Origin of the sequence: Prevotella sp. oral taxon 376 (assembly GCF_003043945.1) — a bacterium.
Taxonomy (GTDB): domain Bacteria; phylum Bacteroidota; class Bacteroidia; order Bacteroidales; family Bacteroidaceae; genus Prevotella.
Genome location: NZ_PYXG01000002.1, coordinates 181,543 through 200,339, shown reverse-complemented (window position 1 = coordinate 200,339; position 18,797 = coordinate 181,543). Strand labels below are relative to the sequence as shown.

The 18,797-nt window shown below is 44.8% G+C and carries 19 protein-coding genes and 2 pseudogenes; 4 read left to right on the top strand and 17 right to left on the bottom strand.

The window, feature by feature from the left end:
* Positions 1–57 precede the first annotated feature (57 nt).
* From C7120_RS10345 to C7120_RS10300, 10 genes are all read right to left on the bottom strand, one after another.
* Positions 58–579: a hypothetical protein gene (locus C7120_RS10345; RefSeq protein WP_107621607.1), complete on the bottom strand. Its 522-nt coding sequence runs from the start codon at positions 577–579 to the stop codon at positions 58–60.
* Positions 580–1,944, bottom strand: coding sequence for a histidine--tRNA ligase (hisS, locus tag C7120_RS10340; protein ID WP_107621606.1), 1,365 nt, complete (start codon positions 1,942–1,944; stop codon positions 580–582).
* The gene (locus C7120_RS10335) at positions 1,944–3,221 is read right to left on the bottom strand and encodes an adenylosuccinate synthase (protein WP_107621605.1); all 1,278 of its coding nucleotides are present in this window, start codon (positions 3,219–3,221) and stop codon (positions 1,944–1,946) included. The genes hisS and C7120_RS10335 overlap by 1 nt, the downstream gene beginning before the upstream one ends.
* 11 nt (positions 3,222–3,232) lie before the next feature.
* Positions 3,233–3,685: a Fur family transcriptional regulator gene (locus tag C7120_RS10330; protein ID WP_107621604.1), complete on the bottom strand. Its 453-nt coding sequence runs from the start codon at positions 3,683–3,685 to the stop codon at positions 3,233–3,235.
* Between the two features lie 73 nt (positions 3,686–3,758).
* The gene (locus tag C7120_RS10325; protein WP_107621603.1) at positions 3,759–4,382 is read right to left on the bottom strand and encodes a DNA alkylation repair protein; all 624 of its coding nucleotides are present in this window, start codon (positions 4,380–4,382) and stop codon (positions 3,759–3,761) included.
* On the bottom strand, positions 4,379–6,337 hold the full coding sequence (locus C7120_RS10320; protein WP_107621602.1) for a dihydrofolate reductase: 1,959 nt from the start codon (positions 6,335–6,337) through the stop codon (positions 4,379–4,381). The genes C7120_RS10325 and C7120_RS10320 overlap by 4 nt, the downstream gene beginning before the upstream one ends.
* 6 nt (positions 6,338–6,343) lie before the next feature.
* Complete coding sequence (locus tag C7120_RS10315) at positions 6,344–6,835, bottom strand: AraC family transcriptional regulator (protein WP_107621601.1); 492 nt, start codon at positions 6,833–6,835, stop codon at positions 6,344–6,346.
* Between the two features lie 170 nt (positions 6,836–7,005).
* Positions 7,006–7,884, bottom strand: coding sequence for an N-acetylmuramoyl-L-alanine amidase-like domain-containing protein (locus tag C7120_RS10310; RefSeq protein ID WP_107621600.1), 879 nt, complete (start codon positions 7,882–7,884; stop codon positions 7,006–7,008).
* A gap of 24 nt (positions 7,885–7,908) precedes the next feature.
* A complete protein-coding gene (locus C7120_RS10305; RefSeq protein ID WP_233247088.1) occupies positions 7,909–9,036 on the bottom strand; it encodes a DUF4421 domain-containing protein in 1,128 nt (375 codons plus the stop codon).
* A 1-nt stretch (position 9,037) separates the two neighbouring features.
* Positions 9,038–10,018, bottom strand: a complete 981-nt coding sequence (locus C7120_RS10300; RefSeq protein WP_107621929.1) for a Gfo/Idh/MocA family protein — start codon at positions 10,016–10,018, stop codon at positions 9,038–9,040.
* A 682-nt stretch (positions 10,019–10,700) separates the two neighbouring features.
* Between C7120_RS10300 and yihA the strand changes: the two genes are divergently transcribed.
* Both yihA and C7120_RS10290 read left to right on the top strand, forming a co-directional pair.
* Entirely contained in the window at positions 10,701–11,297 is a 597-nt protein-coding gene (gene yihA / locus C7120_RS10295; protein ID WP_107621599.1) for a ribosome biogenesis GTP-binding protein YihA/YsxC, read from the top strand.
* A 12-nt stretch (positions 11,298–11,309) separates the two neighbouring features.
* Positions 11,310–12,101, top strand: a pseudogene (locus C7120_RS10290) (ABC-F family ATP-binding cassette domain-containing protein); the annotation flags it as partial.
* Here C7120_RS10290 and C7120_RS10285 read toward each other — a convergent pair.
* Together C7120_RS10285 and dnaB are read right to left on the bottom strand one after the other, a co-directional pair.
* Positions 12,097–13,134 (bottom strand): annotated as a pseudogene (locus tag C7120_RS10285) (2-isopropylmalate synthase); the annotation flags it as partial. The pseudogenes C7120_RS10290 and C7120_RS10285 sit on opposite strands and share 5 nt — an antisense overlap.
* 190 nt (positions 13,135–13,324) lie before the next feature.
* Positions 13,325–14,839 (bottom strand): replicative DNA helicase, encoded by a 1,515-nt coding sequence (gene dnaB / locus C7120_RS10280; RefSeq protein WP_107621598.1) that lies wholly within the window; start codon positions 14,837–14,839, stop codon positions 13,325–13,327.
* A gap of 104 nt (positions 14,840–14,943) precedes the next feature.
* On the opposite strand from dnaB, the gene ispE reads away from it, so the two are divergent.
* A complete protein-coding gene (gene ispE, locus C7120_RS10275) occupies positions 14,944–15,783 on the top strand; it encodes a 4-(cytidine 5'-diphospho)-2-C-methyl-D-erythritol kinase (protein WP_107621597.1) in 840 nt (279 codons plus the stop codon).
* Positions 15,780–16,304 carry an NUDIX domain-containing protein gene (locus C7120_RS10270; protein WP_107621596.1) on the top strand — a complete coding sequence of 175 codons (525 nt, stop codon included), beginning with the start codon at positions 15,780–15,782 and terminating at the stop codon, positions 16,302–16,304. The genes ispE and C7120_RS10270 overlap by 4 nt, the downstream gene beginning before the upstream one ends.
* A 195-nt stretch (positions 16,305–16,499) precedes the next feature.
* On the opposite strand, the gene C7120_RS10265 is transcribed toward C7120_RS10270, so the two are convergent.
* The 5 genes from C7120_RS10265 to tsaD form a co-directional block, all read right to left on the bottom strand.
* Positions 16,500–16,658, bottom strand: coding sequence for a DUF4295 domain-containing protein (locus C7120_RS10265; RefSeq protein ID WP_107621595.1), 159 nt, complete (start codon positions 16,656–16,658; stop codon positions 16,500–16,502).
* Between the two features lie 18 nt (positions 16,659–16,676).
* Positions 16,677–16,865 carry a 50S ribosomal protein L33 gene (gene rpmG / locus C7120_RS10260; RefSeq protein ID WP_092111173.1) on the bottom strand — a complete coding sequence of 63 codons (189 nt, stop codon included), beginning with the start codon at positions 16,863–16,865 and terminating at the stop codon, positions 16,677–16,679.
* Between the two features lie 5 nt (positions 16,866–16,870).
* Entirely contained in the window at positions 16,871–17,134 is a 264-nt protein-coding gene (rpmB, locus tag C7120_RS10255) for a 50S ribosomal protein L28 (RefSeq protein ID WP_107621594.1), read from the bottom strand.
* Positions 17,135–17,253: 119 nt separating this feature from the next.
* A complete protein-coding gene (locus C7120_RS10250; RefSeq protein ID WP_107621593.1) occupies positions 17,254–17,769 on the bottom strand; it encodes a CinA family protein in 516 nt (171 codons plus the stop codon).
* Position 17,770: 1 nt separating this feature from the next.
* Positions 17,771–18,796 (bottom strand): tRNA (adenosine(37)-N6)-threonylcarbamoyltransferase complex transferase subunit TsaD, encoded by a 1,026-nt coding sequence (tsaD, locus tag C7120_RS10245; RefSeq protein WP_107621592.1) that lies wholly within the window; start codon positions 18,794–18,796, stop codon positions 17,771–17,773.
* Between the last annotated feature and the right edge of the window lies 1 nt (position 18,797).

Genomic DNA, 18,797 nt, shown 5'->3' with positions numbered 1-18,797 from the left:
GGAAGCCCTTTATGGTTCTTCGTCCCTCTTGCTTTCCGAAGAACGGAAGTTGGCTGTTCACAGAGTTTCAGAGCCTTCGTCAAGAATCCCCTTGATTTGCAACCAAGAGGTGTCCTTATTTGCGTCAAATATCTGCTTGCTACTCTCTACAGGTACCAATCCCCTATCCTGAGCTGGCTTCCAGAATAACACGGAAATGGTGTTATTTTTAGCATCACAGCTCACAGACAGGGCACAGGAATGGCTATAGAAATCGCTATATGACTTTGCTTGATGAGCTTTTAAGAACTTCGTGCGATCATATTCTATGCTTCGTGTGTCTATAGCTCCGGAGTTTTGAAGGGCTTTCTTTAGAGTCTGTACGAACTCCCCTCCCTCCAAGGTTCTCGGGAGAACGAAGACCGTCTCGTCCTCACTCAAATAGCCGCACTCATTCTGATGTTCGGCAACAAATTGATAGGTATCCTTGAATCTATATATCACTGCATGCCGCCGCCCCACAAGATAGCCACGCCGGAGCCAGTGCCTGTATTCCAGGCGATGCAAGATTGTCCGAGACCGTTCAGTTATAGACCACATTTATCCTTTTATCATAGAAATCACTTCTTCCACGGAGACCATTCTCTGTTCTCCCGTATGCATATTCTTCAAGGTAATCTTGCCCGCTTCGATCTCCGTATCGCCCGCAAGGGCTACAAAGGGTATCAGCTTCGCGTTGGCATAACTCATCTGCTTCTTCATTTTTGCCTTATCCGGATAGATCTCTGTACGGATATCGGCTTCCCGAATCTTAGCAACAATAGGAAGGCAATAGGCTGTTTCTTTCTCGCCAAAGTTGATGAAGAGCAACTGGGTGGCGTCCACGGCTTCCTGCGGATAAAGGTCGAGCAGATTAAGAACATCGTATATGCGGTCTGCACCGAACGAGATGCCCACACCGCTCAAGCCTGGCATTCCGAAGATTCCCGTAAGATTGTCATAACGGCCGCCGCCGGTAATACTTCCCATGGGCACATCGAGGGCCTTTACCTCAAATATAGCACCCGTGTAATAGTTCAAACCTCGTGCGAGAGTAAGGTCGAGCTGAATCTCGTTCTTCAGGCCCGTGATCTTTAGGGTGTCAAGTATAAAACGAATTTCCTCAACACCCTTTAACCCAATCTCAGAGGTTTCAAGCACCTTGCTTATAGTATCGAGCTTTTCGGCATTAGTTCCCTTTAAAGAGATAATTGGCTGAAGTTGCTCAATGGCCTTTTCGCTAAGGCCATTATTGCGGAGTTCTTCGTTTACATTCTCTATCCCTATCTTGTCGAGCTTGTCGATGGCGACGGTAATATCTACGATCTTGTCAGCCTCATCAATCACTTCTGCTATACCGGAAAGTATCTTGCGGTCGTTAATCTTTATCTGAACCCTGATACCAAAACGACTGAAGACCGTGTCCACAATCTGCATCAATTCAACCTCGTTGAGGAGGGAGGCCGAGCCCACGATGTCCGCGTCGCACTGATAGAATTCCCGATACCGTCCTTTTTGCGGACGGTCGGCACGCCAGACGGGCTGAATCTGATAGCGCTTGAACGGCAACTGCAACTCATCGCGGTGCATCACCACATAGCGGGCAAAGGGAACTGTCAGGTCGTATCTCAATCCCTTCTCACAAAGTTTAGAAGCCAAATGGAGAACATTGCGTGTCGCAAGTTCCTCGTCGCTTATCTTATTCAAATAGTCCCCAGAGTTTAATACCTTGAAAAGCAGTTTGTCCCCTTCCTCCCCATACTTGCCCATAAGGGTCTGGAGGGTCTCCATTGCGGGAGTTTCTATCTGTTGAAAGCCGTAGAGGGAATAAACCTCTTTAATCGTGTTGAATATATAGTTACGCTTGGCCATCTCAATGGGGCCAAAGTCTCTGGTACCTTTTGGTATAGACGGTTTCTGTGCCATTATTTCCTTATGATAGTTTGTTCGCGATCAGGACCGATTGATATGATTTTGATAGGTGTCTCTAAGTAGTCTTCTAAGAAATTAATATAGTCCTTGAATGGTACGGGGAACTGATCTTCAGATGTGAACTTTGTCATATCTGTTTCCCATCCTTTGAACTCTTTATAAATAGGAGTAACATCATATATATCATATGGGAATTCCGTTGTCTCAGAACCATCCGCAAGTTTATATGCTATACAAGCCTTAATGGTATCGAAACTGTCAAGGACATCACTCTTCATCATGATAAGCCGGGTAACGCCATCTATCATAATGGAATACTTCAGCTGCACAAGGTCAATCCAGCCACAACGGCGCTCTCGCCCGGTAACGGCACCGTATTCATGGCCTATCTGACGGATTTGAACTCCCGTTTCATCAAAAAGTTCCGTAGGAAACGGCCCGGAGCCGACACGAGTACAATAGGCTTTCATGATGCCATAAACCTCACCAATCTTATTGGGGCCAATGCCAAGTCCTGTACAAGCACCTGCACAAATCGTATTTGATGAGGTTACAAATGGATAGCTACCAAAATCAACATCAAGCATGGTGCCTTGGGCCCCTTCGCAAAGAACCTTTTTGTTTTCATGAAGCAAATGGTTGATTTCGTGCTCGGCATCAACAATCACAAACTCTCGTAGATAAGCAATGCCTTCAAACCAGTGCCGCTCAACATCTTCAAAGCCGTTGAAGTCTGTCCAACCCATAGCCTTGAGCATTTGCATATGTCGATTTTTATGTAAATCATACTTCTCTGCGAAGTTTTCGAAAATATCACCAACTCGTAATCCATTGCGTGAGACTTTGTCGGTGTAAGCCGGACCAATTCCCTTTCCTGTAGTCCCAACCTTGTTTTCTGCCTTTAACTTTTCTTGGGCATGGTCGAGGATGCGATGAGTAGGCATTATAAGATGAGCCTTTTTTGAGATGTGCAAACGCGATTTTAATTCGTGTCCGCTCTTTTCCAATGCGATAACTTCTTCCATGAAAAGGTCTGGAGCAAGAACCACCCCGTTGCCGATAATGTTTATCTTGTCTCCTTGAAAGATACCGGAAGGAATAGACCGAAGAACATATTTCTGTCCTTCAAATTCTAAGGTGTGTCCAGCATTAGGTCCTCCTTGAAAGCGAGCTACAACATCATAATTTGGAGTAAGGACATCTACAACTTTACCTTTACCTTCGTCTCCCCATTGGAGCCCCAATAGGACATCAACTTTACCTGTATTCATATTTCTTGTGTTTATAATCTACTTGTTTTCTGTTTACAACTGCAGCAAACGCCATAAATGTAAAGCGAGAATACTTCCTGGGCGAACCGGCGGAGTTTGGTATCCTCAATGGCATGTACAATCTTTGGAGCCTCCAATTCTGTAACTTGTCCGCATACCGTACAAATCTGGTGGATATGGTTTTCCTTGTCGTTTATCGCCTCATACTTAGTTCCATCTGCAAGACGGTGGCAAATGACAAGGCGCAGATAGATGAAAAGTTTTATGGTATTATAGAGAGTTGCCCGGCTCACGGGGAAATGTTTCTTCTCAAGTTTTTCCCTTAAGGCATCTAATGAAAAGTGTCCTTTCATCGAATAAACGGCCTCCAAAATAGCATAACGTTCAGGCGTCTTCCGATGGTTGTTGGTCTCAAGATAATTATCCAGAATCTTTTGAGCTTTTTCTTTGGAACTCTTTTTCATTATACATATAATAAACAGGCATACAAAGTTACCTATTTTTATTTATATTAGAAAATGGATATCTTTAAAAAATCTAAATAATATCAAACCCTTGAGATTTCATGGCATTGCGTGCGATAACTTTATATTCTGTGCCTAAGTCGATAAAACGCATCAAGCTGTTGTATGCAGCATGCCTGACACTCACATTGCTACTCTGTAATGCAACCGCAACTTGATCGAGATATTCATTGATTCCGCGCTCGTTAGGCTCTTGTCCTTTCGTGAAGAGCTTTGACAATATTTGATAAGCGGTAATTTGAGAAAAGGGATCATCACTTGCCATCCATTGATATGCTAATACTGATGCATAGTCAAGATGCTGAAAGAGATTAAATGCAAGCATCTCGGCAATTTCCTGCGAAGGACATTGTTCCATCCATATCTCAGTTATTTCCGGAAGCATTCTTTCTTGCGGCATGAGTAGGGTTGCAAGGATTTTACATTCGCGTATATCCTCTTTATAGAGTTCTATGGCAAGTTCATAGTCTTTGGGGTATTCTTCTGCCATTTTCTGAAGTTCAATCAATGGTACGCCCCAATTAATCTTGTAATTAATACCTTTCTCACGCATTGACTGGGAAATAGGGCCATTCATGATCAAACGAAACGACTGCTTTATCTTCTTTATCTTTTCTTTAGTTTCTTCTGAAATCATAGTATTCCATATTCTTTCGAGTATCGCAGCATTTGATGCTCATAACTTTCAGTATAATCGAGTTCTATGTCAGTAATATTCTCTTTACTGTCAATTACAGGCCTCATAACCGGATTGATGAAGCCCTTGAAAGGAGCAATGTCAAGGGCTTTATAGCGTGCCAAAACCTCCTTGTGGAGTTGGGGATCTACTTTAACGCCATACTTCTCTACGAGTTCACGAGCCGCATTATAGTCTCCTTCGCTTTTAATGCGCTGAATCTCGGCAAGCTCCTTGCCAAATATAGCGCGAAGAGCTTGGAAGTCTTTGATTTGTACATACGACTTCCCATTCCGCGTTACGATTCCTATGTTCTTCCTATCAAGGTCCATAGTCCAATGTGCTATCAAGGAGCGATTGCGCATGTGAGCTTCTTCGATTTGAAAGCCAGGCTTGATACGAACATATTGTGTCATCAGTCCATTCATCATATAGGTGTAATATTGCGACTTGTAAGCTTCTGGATTTGGAAGAAGACACAACTCCATTAACTTCTCGTCCGCAAGATAATAGAGTCCGAAGAGGTCTGCCCTGGCTTCCTCAATTGTGCTTCCGTATGCCTTTAGGGCGTCCGGACTTGTCTGGGGAAGCAACTGTCCGCTACCATGCCCCACGCATTCGTGAAGATCTGTATGTAGTTCATTGCATACATCACTATATTGGTTGATGCAATCTCGTATTTCTGTATCCGGGATTACGAATTCCTCTCGAAAGCCATTGCCATAGGCAGCTTTGTTGTAAGCCTCAGTGAGGTTTCCAATCGTTACACTTTTGCTTCCATATTGAGTGCGAATCCATTCTGCGTTCGGTAAGTTGATACCAATGGCAGAAGAGGGATATTCGTCTCCACCAAGCATAGCAGCACAAATAACCTTTGCCGTAACGCCTTTTACTTTGTTCTTTTTAAAACGCTTGTTAACGGGCGAGTGGTCTTCAAACCATTGGGCATTCTCACTGATAATGTGAGTGCGTTTGGTCGCTTCTTTATCCTTATATTCCACGAGACCTTCCCATGTTCCTTTCAGTCCTAAAGGATCTCCATATACTTCGACAAATCCGTTGATGAAGTCTATTTCCCCTTCCTGTTCTTTGAGCCATTCAATGGAATATTCATCAAAGGTCTGTAGATTTCCGGAATGGTAATACTGGATCAAGAGTTTGATAACTTTTTTCTGCTGTTCGTTTTCTGAAACATCCGCGGCTTTTTCCAACCAGTAAACAATTTGTTGAATAGCCTTGGCATAACAACCATCGGTTGTATATACTTCTTCTTTTATAACACCATCTTTTTTCACCAGTCGAGAGTTCAGTCCGAAAGACGGAATCTCCCTTGCAGCTGGCCATGCGAGTCTTTTCTCTTCATAGAAAGTTTCAACTTCCTTTTGTGTTACGCCCTCATAAAAATTGCAGGAAGAGGTGAGCACAAGATCCTCGCCATCGGCTAAGCTAACGCGTTTCGGCAAGACCTGCGGATTAAAGATTACAGGAAACAGGTCGTTGCATAGGTCATCAATATCCTCCCCCTCCCTCAGAGGCAACTCCTCTGGCCGCATGCCCAATATGGCTTTTCGGAGAAAGTCCTCCGTAAATCCGGGTGTAAATTTCTCGCACCCATAGTGATGATAGATGCCGTTGGAGAACCATACTCTTTTAAGATATATTTCTAAGGCCTTGAAATCCTTGGTTTCTCGGTTTCCCTTATATCCACAAAATATAACCTCCAGAATTTTTCTTATTCGGAGGTTATATTTGCCAAATTGATCTGTGGTGATATCACGACCGGCCAATGTGGCTTTAGCCAGATAATAGACAAAAGTCTTTTGCTTGACAGAGAGACTTTCAAAACCGTTCAGACGATAGCGGAGCAATTGCACATCGGCAAATCGTTCGTCCGAATATTTGAAATCATCTTGCATCTTTTTTTATCTTTCTGTAGTTTTTTTATTTTTTGAGCCCGGCCTGCGACCTCTTTTCTTAGGCTTTTCCACTAAAGCCGGATGCTGTGAGAGGTGCTTCAGCTTATAGTCACGGGGTGTACAGCCATTTACTTTAAAGAATGAGGCATAGAAAGACTGACGATTAGAGAATCCAACCATATCGGAGATTTCCTCCATGTTCAAATCCTGATAACGCTTGTCGACCAACAGGGCCATAGCTTCCTCTATGCGATATTTGTTGACGAAAGAGGTATAGTTCATGTGGAACTTTACATTTACCACAGCCGAAATATAGCGTGTGTTGGTACCAAGGTCCTTTGCAAGCTGTTTCGCAGAATAATCCTTATCTTTGTATTTCTTTTGGATGAGGATGACTTCCAGAATTTTTTCCTTTAACTCATCCATCAAACGGGGACTGACTAATGTGCGGTAAGTGGCTTCTTTCTCTTTGAGCTCTGTGATATTATACTTCGACATATTAATGATGATGTTATAATGTTGTTTTTTCGGATTTATATGTTTATCCCTAAACTGGTAACAAAGGTATGTATAGATTTTGGAAATATCAAGTATTTTAACAAAGTTTTTAATTAAAAATGTAATCTTTGTTCAAAGATACAAATAATAGGGATAAGATAAGGGCCTTATTACCGCAACTGATTCACCCTTATGACGCGAATGCCCATCTGTGAGGGATGTCTTTTCATGTAAGCATTAAGTGTCATTGGTTCTTCAACGACCTTTTTGTGGATTTGTGAAGCATTGAGCAGATGGAGACCGTCCACATGCCACACGGCTATCCCGATATGGGATGTATCCAGACCCGGCTTTGATGTAAGGATTGCAATGATGTCCCCATCATGTATCGCGTTACGAAATACGGCAGTATTCGCGATCTCTTCTTTGGGTATATATGGGAACTCTCTGCCCTGCAGTTCATGTTCCACACTCTGAATGCCGGATATCCAAGATGGATTTTTGACCAGCATGGGATAAAGTGAAACATGGGTCGACATAAAGTTTATCACAATCTTTTGAGTTTTCGTAAAGGGAGGATTGGGCTCTGAAACTTCTTCTACATACCCCATGCGTGTGTTATTCGCAATCCATTCCGTGAAATAATGCAGTCGGTTGACATAGGTAACTTCGCCGTTACGATAGCGAATAAGGCGCAAGAATGTAAGAAAATCCTCAAAACGAGTCAGATGATTCCTGGCACATAATGTCAATGCGAGCGTGTTTTCCACAAATGTCGTACAGTCAAATTGCCGCAGATTCACCACGAGTCTTTCCCGCGGATTCTTCTCAAGGGTCTTTGCCACATAGGGCGCACCTATGAGCTGCCGTCCGAAATAGAGCATCAGGTTGGTGTCTTTCTTCAAGGCGTCAGCCTTCCGCAACATCGTTACCACCTGGATACTATCCTGTTTGGAAAATTGGATCTGTCCGAAAAGAGACGAGGAAAATATGAGCAGCAGCAGACCTGTGATGTTTCGCCTACAGTGTTTGTCGATATCGTGTTTCATAAATTTACTAAACTCTTCCGAGGATTATTTCCTTTTTCCGAAATTGAATCCGATGTAAATATTGATATTGCCAAAGTATGTGTTCGTCGAGAACTGACTCTTGCGATAATTATAAGAATGGAAAATAGCGTTCGCGCCCGCATACCACTTGCCGTTGTTCCATATTATACCTGTGCGAAGGACACCGTCAAGATTGAAGTTGGCAAAACTGAAATCACGAAACTTAAACCGGCTGCGCTCCATGTCGCCGGTGGAATGCTTATAGGCCAGCGCAGCCGACAGGGACATATCAAACAGCCAGTTGTAGGCAAACACCCAGTTATAGGCATATCCGGCGGATAGGGAAACATCTGCATAGTGGATGCGCTCGTGCGCCAAGGTATTGTCTAACACCTGGGCAGCAAGCGTTGAGCCGAGGCGATCTTCTATAATTTGGCCTAATTTCTTCCAGTCTACTTTCAGACTGTGCGTTGTATACCCGAATCCCGCAAGAAACGAGCCGACGCTTCTGCGCTGGACAGTGCTCTGGCTATAGGCTGCCGGATAGGAAAACTTTCGATGATTGAAGATATAGTAGACATTAAAGCCTTTGATGCTCGCCTCTATTCCGTCGAAGTCGACATTCTTTAGCGGACTCGTATCAATATCTTTTCCAAGGTCCATCTCGCGGATCTTATAGTCTCTTCCTGTCTTGCGATAGAACAGGTCTAATCCGATTTGCGAACTATAGAAACTCATGTTGAAGTCCTGCTTGTTGCCACCGCCGCTGAGATGGCTGAAATCAATGGTATACCCGAGGAATATCCACCTCCACCCTACATATGGTCCCAGCTTCATGCTCACATCCGGAGAAAAGCGGATATGTTGCCCGTTGGAAGTAGATAGTGCATAGGCCTCATAGGTATTGGTGTTTTGCAGCATCACCTCAAAGTTGTATTTCTGAGGCTCTACATAATTAGTGTCCAGCTGGCTGAACTTTTTCACGAATTGGTAAAGCGCATTGCCAATACCCCTTTTCTCTTGTTTGGGGACAGAAGCCACGACTGCACCTTCCGGCGGACAAGGAAGCGTGTCCCGGGTAAGGATGCCCGCCTCTGCCGCGGCCATGACGGCCGGAACGGCCAGACCTATGATCAACGCTGCCCTTCTCATGTTACATCTTACCAAGGATGCGGTCCATCACCCAGTTAGTAGGAGTAGCACTTACGCTTGTACTACGACAGATATCACTGCCCTGCAGGTCTTCTATCACATTTTTGATAATAGGAAGCTGCACATAGTCAGGATTTTTGACCACAATATTTGTAATGCCGTCGCTGGTAACAAGCCTGATCGGGTCGTAGTTGTATACCGAGAAAGAGAGCGTGCCTCGGTCGCCGATGATTTCAACGCAGTCTTCGCTGGCACTTTTGTGTCCTACAAAGCACCATGAGCCAGAGCCTACAAGCCCGTTCTCGAAACGGAAACAGGCGCTGATGGTGTCTTCTGCCTGATAGAGATGGGCCCTGTTGGCCGTATATCCGTGGGCCTTGACAATTACGCCGAAGATGTCCTGAAGCAGATCTATCTGATGCGGGGCGAGATCATAGAAATATCCGCCCCCCGAAATGTCAGGCTGCAGCCGCCAGGGAAGGTCGTTGGAATTGTAGTCGAGTTCGCGCGGAGGAGTGGAGAAACGAATCTGCACATTGACGATATTTCCCAGAACCCCATTGTTTACAATGCTTTTCACCCTCCTGAAATAAGGCAGATAGCGCCGGTAATACGCCACGAAGCAGGGCACGCCGGTTTGTTCGCTGATGCGATTGATACGCACACAGTCCTCGTAACTTGCCGCAAGGGGCTTCTCTATATAGACGGGTTTGCCCGAACGCATGGCCATGATGGCAAAGGTGGCATGGCTCGATGGCGGCGTCGCGATATAGATGGCATTGATTTCCGGGTCGTCAATGAGTTCTTGGGCATCCGTATACCATTTCTTGATATGGTGTCGTGCGGCATAGGATGCGGCATTGTCGGGGTTTCTGCTCATCACGGCCATTACATGCGAGCCGTCGACAAGATTGAAGGCCGGCCCTGATTTTTTCTCGGTAACTTCGCCGCACCCGATGAATCCCCAATTAATTTCCTTCATATCAACAAGTTTTATCCACTTCGGTCGCCCATTCCCGAAGGAACATTCGCCAAAGCTCGAATTCTCTTTTGCATGCAAAGATACAAAAATCCCGGGATAACGCATGAAAAACATGTAGTTTTTGAGGGAAATTAGAAAGAAAGCAGAAAACCTTTTACCTTGAGGTTTCTCATGCAATGAGCTCCTTGCCAGGAAAGCCTGGGAATGTCCTGCTGGGCGTGTTCATCTGTTGTGGTTCGGCAGAAAAGTCTTTTAGGCAACAAGGAATGCGATTATGGACAGGCATGAAAGTGTCAAATCTCCTTTCTGCATGTCGTCCCGGGGAAATGTTTCAGCCATCGACGCTCTTAGTTTCAGTTACTGAAACTCGGAGTTTCAGCCGTTGAAACAAGAAGTTTCAGCTGTTGAAACTATGATTACACACTGTTTGTAATCCTGCAAGATGCCACCTCCTTGTCTGGCGGGGACCATGGGAGGATGTCTTGCTTGCCATTTCCCGGACTGTTGATTAGACAGGTATGGGTTGCCGCAAGTGACAAGTATTGTTTGGCGACGACCGCTATATTTGTTTATTTATCCCTTTCTCTTTCCGTCGATAACAGTTCCGAGCCGTATTAAAACTCTGGTTCTCCTGCGGTTATTAGCGTATTTTTTCTTATCTTTGCAGGCAAAATAAAGATGTATGGAAATAAAGAAGTCGGAATTCGTCATTTCTGCGCCGAGAGTAAGCATGTGCCCGAAGGACACTAAACCCGAGTATGCTTTTATCGGGAGAAGTAATGTGGGAAAGTCGAGCCTTATCAATATGCTATGCAATCATAAAGGTTTGGCGAAGACCAGCTCCACGCCGGGCAAGACGCTGCTTATCAATCATTTTATCATCAATAATGAGTGGTATCTTGTAGACCTGCCAGGCTATGGCTACGCCAAGCGTTCCAAGAGCGTGCAGGAGAAGTTGGACCTGATGATTCGCAGCTATATCCTGCAACGGGAACAGCTCGTCAATGTTTTTGTGCTGGTGGATATTCGGCACGAAGCCATGAAGATGGATCGCGAATTCATTGACTGGCTCGGAATTAGCGGAATCCCCTTCGCCATCATATTTACCAAGGCCGACAAGGTGGCGATAACCAAAGCCAGCCTATATGCGGAAAAATGGATGGAAACCCTAAAGGATACTTGGGAGACTTTGCCCCCTTACTTCATCTCGAGCAGCGAGAAGAAGACAGGGCGCAAGGAAGTCTTGGACTATATAGAAGATATCAACAAGACGCTTTAAGCCTATAAGCCCATGGCCATGACCCCCTATCTGGATGTACAGAACCTAAGTAAGAGCTTCGGCGCACAAGTGCTGTTCCGCAATCTGAACTTCTCTATTGCCGAAGGACAGAAGGTTGGGCTCATTGCGCGAAATGGCACGGGGAAGTCTACGCTGCTCTCAATCCTCGTCGGAAAGGAGAGCCGGGATTCCGGCGACATCATTTATCGCAATGGCATTCGGGTGGGCTATCTGGAACAATCGCCAGCGTTCGACCCCGAAGACTCCGTACTCGATGCCTGCTTCAACCATCAGGGGAATCCGGAGCAGGTGCTCAAGGCAAAACAAATCCTGACCCAGCTACATATAGACGACCTCAATCAGCCCATGGGACAGCTCAGCGGTGGACAGCAGAAGCGCGTGGCTCTTGCCAATGTTCTCCTCACCGAGCCGGACATGTTGATCCTCGACGAGCCCACCAACCATCTTGACCTCGTGATGATAGAATGGCTTGAAAGCTTCCTGAAGCGAGGAAGCAAAACTCTTCTGATGGTAACCCACGATCGATTCTTTCTCGACCGGATATGCAACCTGATACTCGAACTCGACAATCAAACCATCTATACCTATCGGGGAAACTACAGCTACTACCTGAAGAGACATCAAGAACGCATTGACAATCAGAGAGCCGAGATTGCGCGAGCCAACAACCTGTATCGCAAGGAACTGGAATGGATGCGGCGAATGCCACAGGCACGAGGACACAAGGCGAAATTTCGGGAAGACGCCTTCTATGAGCTGCAGGCCAAGGCCAGGCAGTCTCTATGCCATTTACATGCAGGCGATATTTTAAGGCAGCTCGGCCACTCCGGGCCGTTAATACAATCGCGTTGTCATCTAGGCCTACATCCTTTGGATCCATAATCTCATATGTCTGCGCATTTTTCAGAACGCCGTCTTGATGGATGCCAGAGGAATGGGCAAATGCATTCCTGCCGACAATAGCCTTATTGGGCTGTATAGGCATATTCATAAGACTTGACACCATGCGCGATGTAGGATAAATCTTCGTAGTGTTGATGTTGGTTTCAATACCGATTCCCTTATGGCATTTCAAAATCATAGCAATCTCTTCAAGCGATGTGTTACCAGCCCTTTCTCCTATGCCATTAATGGTTACTTCTACTTGACGAGCCCCATTCAATATCCCTTGAAGCGTATTGGCTGTTGCCATGCCAAGGTCATTGTGGCAGTGTGTGGATATCTGTACCTTTTCAATACCGTCCACATGTTCCATGAGATACTTGATCTTAGCACCATACTCTTCGGGTAGACAATACCCTGTTGTATCTGGAATATTGACAACGATGGCCCCCGCTTTAATGACAGCCTCTATGACCCTTGCGAGATATTCATCATCGGTTCTGCCAGCATCTTCCGCGTAAAACTCTACATCTTCTACATAGCGTTTGGCATATTTAACGGCACGAGCTGCTGTCTCTATGATTTCTTCACGGGTAGAATTAAATTTGTACTTAATATGGCTGTCGCTGGTGCCAATCCCAGTATGTATACGCTTTCGCTTTGCATATTTTAGCGACTCCGCAGCAATGTCTATATCTTTTTCCACAGCACGGGTCAATGCGCAAATGGTCGGCCAAGTAACAGCCTTGCTGATTTCAACGATGGAATTAAAATCACCGGGAGATGATACGGGAAATCCTGCCTCGATGACATCAACACCTAATTGTTCCAGTTGTTTGGCAATCTGAATTTTTTCTACCGTATTTAGTTGGCAGCCAGGAACCTGTTCGCCATCACGCAATGTCGTATCAAAAATGTAAAGCCTGTCGTTCATTTTTTCTCGTTTAATAATTTCTTTATAAAAAGAAAAGCCTATCATTCTTTTGTTATTAAGAAAGGCCTTTCATATACCAAGTTAAATTCTTTTGACGAATAAGGATTTGACAAAGATAGTTGTTTTTTACGCAATAAACAAGAAAACGATTACTTTCTCGTGCTATTTGGTAGCAAATTGGAGTTTTTTGTCAGAATGGCACATCCTCGTCTGAAGGCAAAGGAAGAGGCAAAAGAGTTTCTTCCCCATTCATTTTGCTTCCCAGGATTTCGCCACCTTGGTCAGGTCCGCTGTTAAACTGATTGGCATCAGGATTGTCAAAGCGAGTATATTGTCCCTTAAAGTTCAACAACACATCCCCTGTGGCACCCTTGCGGTGCTTGGCTATAATGATTTGAGCCATTCCGTGAAGGTCATGTCCGTTCCCATCGTCAAATATATGATAATATTCAGGGCGATGTACGAACAATACCATATCGGCATCTTGTTCAATAGCACCAGACTCGCGAAGGTCGCTCAGCTGTGGGCGTTTACCGTCAGCTCCATCTCGATTCTCTACGGTACGGTTCAACTGCGATAAGGCGAGAATGGGTATATCCAACTCTTTGGCAAGCCCTTTCAGCGATCGAGAGATAGTGGAAACTTCTTCTTGTCGATTACCAAATCTCGCCCCATTGGCATTCATCAGCTGTAGATAGTCGATCATGATAATCTGCACCCCCTGTTCTCGAACCAGTCTCCGGGCCTTTGTCCGAAGCTCGAAGATAGACAGCGCAGGAGTATCATCTATATAGAGAGGTCTTCCCATGAGTCTATTAAGATTTTTGTCGAGGCGCTCCCATTCATCGGGCGACAGCTGACCATTCAAAATTTTATTTCCGGCAATCTCGCAAGTATTGGATATCAGGCGGTTTACCAGCTGCACATTATTCATCTCAAGTGAGAAGAAGGCTATCGGGCGATTATAATCCACGGCGATATTTTTCGCTATGCTTAAAGCAAAGGAAGTTTTACCCATGGCCGGTCGGCCAGCAATAATGACAAGGTCTGACTTTTGCCATCCGGAAGTTATTTCGTCAAGCTTCGTGAAACCAGAAGGTATACCCGTCATGCCGCCAGCATTTGCCGATGCTTGGGTCAGAATATCTATGGCCTGCTTGACGACAGGATCTATCTGGATATAATCCTGGCGCATGTTTTTCTGCGATAACTCAAACAACTGCCCTTCGGCAGTCTGCATCAGTTCCTCTACATCTATGGTTTCGTCAAAGGCTGATGTCTCGATGCGGGAGGCATAAGATATAAGCTGACGAGCCAAAAACTTCTGAGCAAGGATATGTGAATGATATTCAATGTGTGCGGAAGATGCCACATTATGCGACAGCTCCAGAATATACATGGGACCGCCGACATCTTCCAAGGTACCGTCCTTCTTCAACTGCTCCGTAACAGTAGAGATATCAACGGGATGCTCTTCAAGATTCAAAGTTTGAATGGCTTGATAAATCTTTTGATGTCGGGGCTCGTAGAATGTTTCCGGATGCAAAATCTCGGAGACCATGGAAAAGGCATCCCGATCTATCATCAAAGCACCCAAAACCAATTTCTCTATGTCTAAAGCCTGTGGCTGAAGATGTCCATAAGAAGAATCGATTGGTACCGATGAATGTCTGCGATTGCTATTATTCGTATTGTTGCCTAGCATTTCACACATGTTTAGAACACAAAATTAATAAAAAGTTTAGAGTTTCCTATCATTAGTCATGATAATTTTGTATTTTTGTAAGAAATAAAATAAATCTTTTGCTTATGATTACATTTCCCTGTGCCAAGATCAATCTTGGGTTAAATATCATATCAGAACGCCCTGACGGATACCATAATCTTGAGACAGTGTTCTATCCTATCCCGCTGACGGATGTACTTGAGATAAAGAGTATGAGTGATGAGTTTCTTTCAGATGTATCATGCGATTTGAAAGTTACAGGGAATATAGTTGACTGCAACGAGCGCCAAAATCTGGTTGTCAAAGCTTATGAGCTGATTGCTAATGATTTCAAGATCCCTCGCGTACATGCCTATTTATATAAGCGGATTCCCTCACAGGCCGGGCTGGGCGGAGGTTCAAGTGATGGAGCTTTCATGATTAGACTGCTGGATGAGCGTTTCCGGCTGAACATAGGAATAGCAGAGATGGAGCGTTATGCTGCAAAACTGGGTGCTGACTGTGCCTTCTTCATCACGGCAGAGCCAGCATTTGCCTCCGGCATTGGGAATGAACTTGAGCCCGCAGACGGTCCTTGGGGAAATTTGGAGGGGTATTATATCGCTATTGTCAAACCAGATATTGCTGTCTCGACGAGAGAAGCCTATCAGATGATAACCCCTAAACAACCTTCTAAGAATTGCCGAATGGTTGTAAGGCAGCCTATTGAGACCTGGAAAGACGACCTTATCAACGACTTTGAACAGTCTGTCTTTTTGAAGCATCCAGAATTGAAAGCCATCAAAGAGCGTCTCTATGATTTCGGGGCAAGCTATGCGCAGATGTCTGGAAGTGGAAGCGCACTCTTCGGCATATTCAGAGAAAAACCTCATGGCCTAAAAGAAAGCTTCAAAGATTGTTTCACTTTCTCTGCGCAACTATGAAAGACAATCGTTACGAGCTTTTTCCAGTAGTCAGCAGAAATGGAGATTTTCTCGGAACCATATCCCGGGAACACGCCCATGACGGATGCAAGATATTGCATCCCGTTGTTCACTTGCATGTTTTCAATAGTCATGGGGAACTCTACCTCCAAAAGCGCCCCACATGGAAGGATATTCAACCAGGCAAATGGGACACTGCCGTGGGAGGGCATGTGAATTTGGGAGAAGACATTGTCTCATCCCTTAGACGCGAAGCCATGGAGGAATTGGGAATTACAGAGTTCACGCCTGTCGCGATGGGCTGTTATATATTTGAGAGCAAGAAAGAGAAAGAGTTGGTGTATGTCAACCGCTGCATTTATGATGGTCCTGTCAAACCCAGTGAAAAAGAGCTTTCTGGAGGGCGCTTTTGGAGTCAGACAGAAATTCTTGAAAACATCGGGAAGAATGTCTTTACTCCAAACTTTGAGCAAGAATATTTGTCAGAGATCCTTCCATGTCTCTCGACAAATATTCAATAGCTATGCCGACAAGGACATTCCGCAATCCTTGCGACGGATTTTTGTTCGGGGAAGGTTATTATGCATAAAGAGCATAGGCTGTCTGCATTATGGGTACAGACAGCTTGTAAGATTTGGTAAGAATCACATTTAATAGCGAAAGACGAGGCTGCAGGCATTGCCTGCAGCCTCGTCTTATATAACTTGACTTATATGTTAGTCTTTGAAGAAGTCTTTAACAGCTTCATTGGGAACCATCCGCTCATCAAAAACATAAGCACCGGTCTTAGGGCTCTTAACCATCTTAATTACCTTCGTGTAAGCACGGCCGTCAGTTGAGCCTTCGTGCAAGGTAGCTACCGCTTTCTTTGCCATAGTTTAAAATCTCCTCTATTACTTTATTTCCTTATGAAGAGTCATCTTCTTAAGAATCGGATTATACTTCTTCAATTCCATGCGTTCAGGAGTGTTCTTGCGGTTCTTCGTCGTAACATAACGGCTTGTCCCCGGAAGACCACTGTTTTTCATTTCCGTGCATTCGAGGATAACCTGAACCCTATTGCCTTTCGCTTTCTTTGCCATGGTGATTAATCTCCTATAACTTTAATGTCTTTCCAGTCTACATAACCCTTCGCAACAGCCTGCCGGAGGGCAGCATCCAGACCAACTTTGTTAATAAGACGAAGACCAGCTGCACTGATCTTGAGGCTAATCCAGCACTCCTCCTCTACATAGTAGAACTTTTTGCTGAAAAGATTTACATCAAAACTCCGCTTTGTACGGTGCTTTGAGTGAGACACATTATTACCTATTTGTGCCTTCTTTCCTGTAATCTGACAAATCTTAGACATTGCTATCTATAATTTTTTGTTTCTAATTTTGATACTTATTCCAAACAGGTTGCAAAGTTACAAATATTTTCGGAATTAACCAAATAATTCTTTAAAGAATCTTTTTATTAAGTATTTTTTTATTTTTCAGTCTCTTCAACCGGCGGATTCTGCTCTTTGTAGTAATCCAAAAATAGCTTGAGGGCCTTGTTCGTGGCTATTGCGAGGTTGGTATCGCGACCCTGATCCTCCGTCAACTTAAAAGTACGCACCTCTTCCATCGATCCATAGGCAATCCAAATCGTACCAACCGGGATTTCCGGAGTGCCTCCTCCCGGACCCGCAATGCCTGTAATGGAAATCGCGTAATCGCAATTCAGAGCCGCACAGGCACCTTTCACCATCTGAACAGCTACCTCTTCACACACGGCCGTCTTGTTTTCAAGAATCTCATGCGATACATGCAGAAGGCGTTCTTTCACTTCGTTGTCATAGGAGATAATGCCCCCCTTGAAATAATTAGAAGCTCCGGGCACAGAAATGATAGCTTCCGCAATACGCCCACCTGTACAACTTTCCGCTGTTCCAAGGGTTTTTCCATTGTCATAAAGAGTGTTCAATATCTCTTTACTGATTATTTTTGTTTCGAATTCCATCTTATTTGAATGTTACTTTTGAAAAGGCGGGAAGGTTGATAGTCGCAAAATCTTCATCAAGATATTTAAATGTTCCCACACAGGCTATCATCGCCGCATTGTCAGTCGTATAGCTGAACTTAGGGATGTAAATTGTCCATCCGTACTTTTCCGCGTGCTCCTTAAAAGCATTGCGCAGACCGTTATTGGCCGATACGCCTCCCGCTACGGCAACATGGGTTATCCCCGTTTCTTTAACAGCCAATCGCAACTTCTTCATGAGAATATCTACAATTGTAAACTCGATGCTTGCGGCCAAGTCAAATTTATTCTTTTCGATAAATTTCGGATCATCGGCAATCCATTTGCGAAGACTATATAGAAACGAGGTTTTAAAGCCTGAGAAGCTATAGTCAAAACCCTCGATATGAGGCTCAGAGAACCTGAAGGCATGCGGATTACCTTGCCGCGCATATTTGTCTATAACCGGTCCGCCCGGATAGCCCCACTCTAAAACTTTTGCACACTTGTCAATCGCCTCGCCAGCAGCGTCGTCTATGGTCTGCCCGAGAACTTCCATATCATTGTAGGCGTTCACCTTGACAATCTGGGAATTACCTCCGCTGACCAGCAAACAGATGAATGGAAACGGCGGCATATGGTCGTCGGCCTCATTTTCCTTGATGAAATGTGCCATGACATGCCCCTGCAAGTGGTTCACATCAATCAAGGGAATCTCCAGCGAACGGGCAAATCCTTTTGCAAAATTCACACCTACCAATAGTGATCCCATTAACCCGGGACCTCTCGTAAATGCTATTGCGCTCAGTTGCTCCTTGGTTATCCCTGCCTTTTTCAGAGCTTGATCGACCACGGGGACCACATTTTGCTGGTGTGCCCTTGAGGCCAACTCCGGTACAACGCCGCCATAGGCACGGTGAACTTCCTGCGAAGCGGTAACATTACTCAATATCACTCCATTCTTCAGCACTGCCGCTGATGTGTCATCGCATGAGGATTCTATACCTAATATATATATATCAGCCATA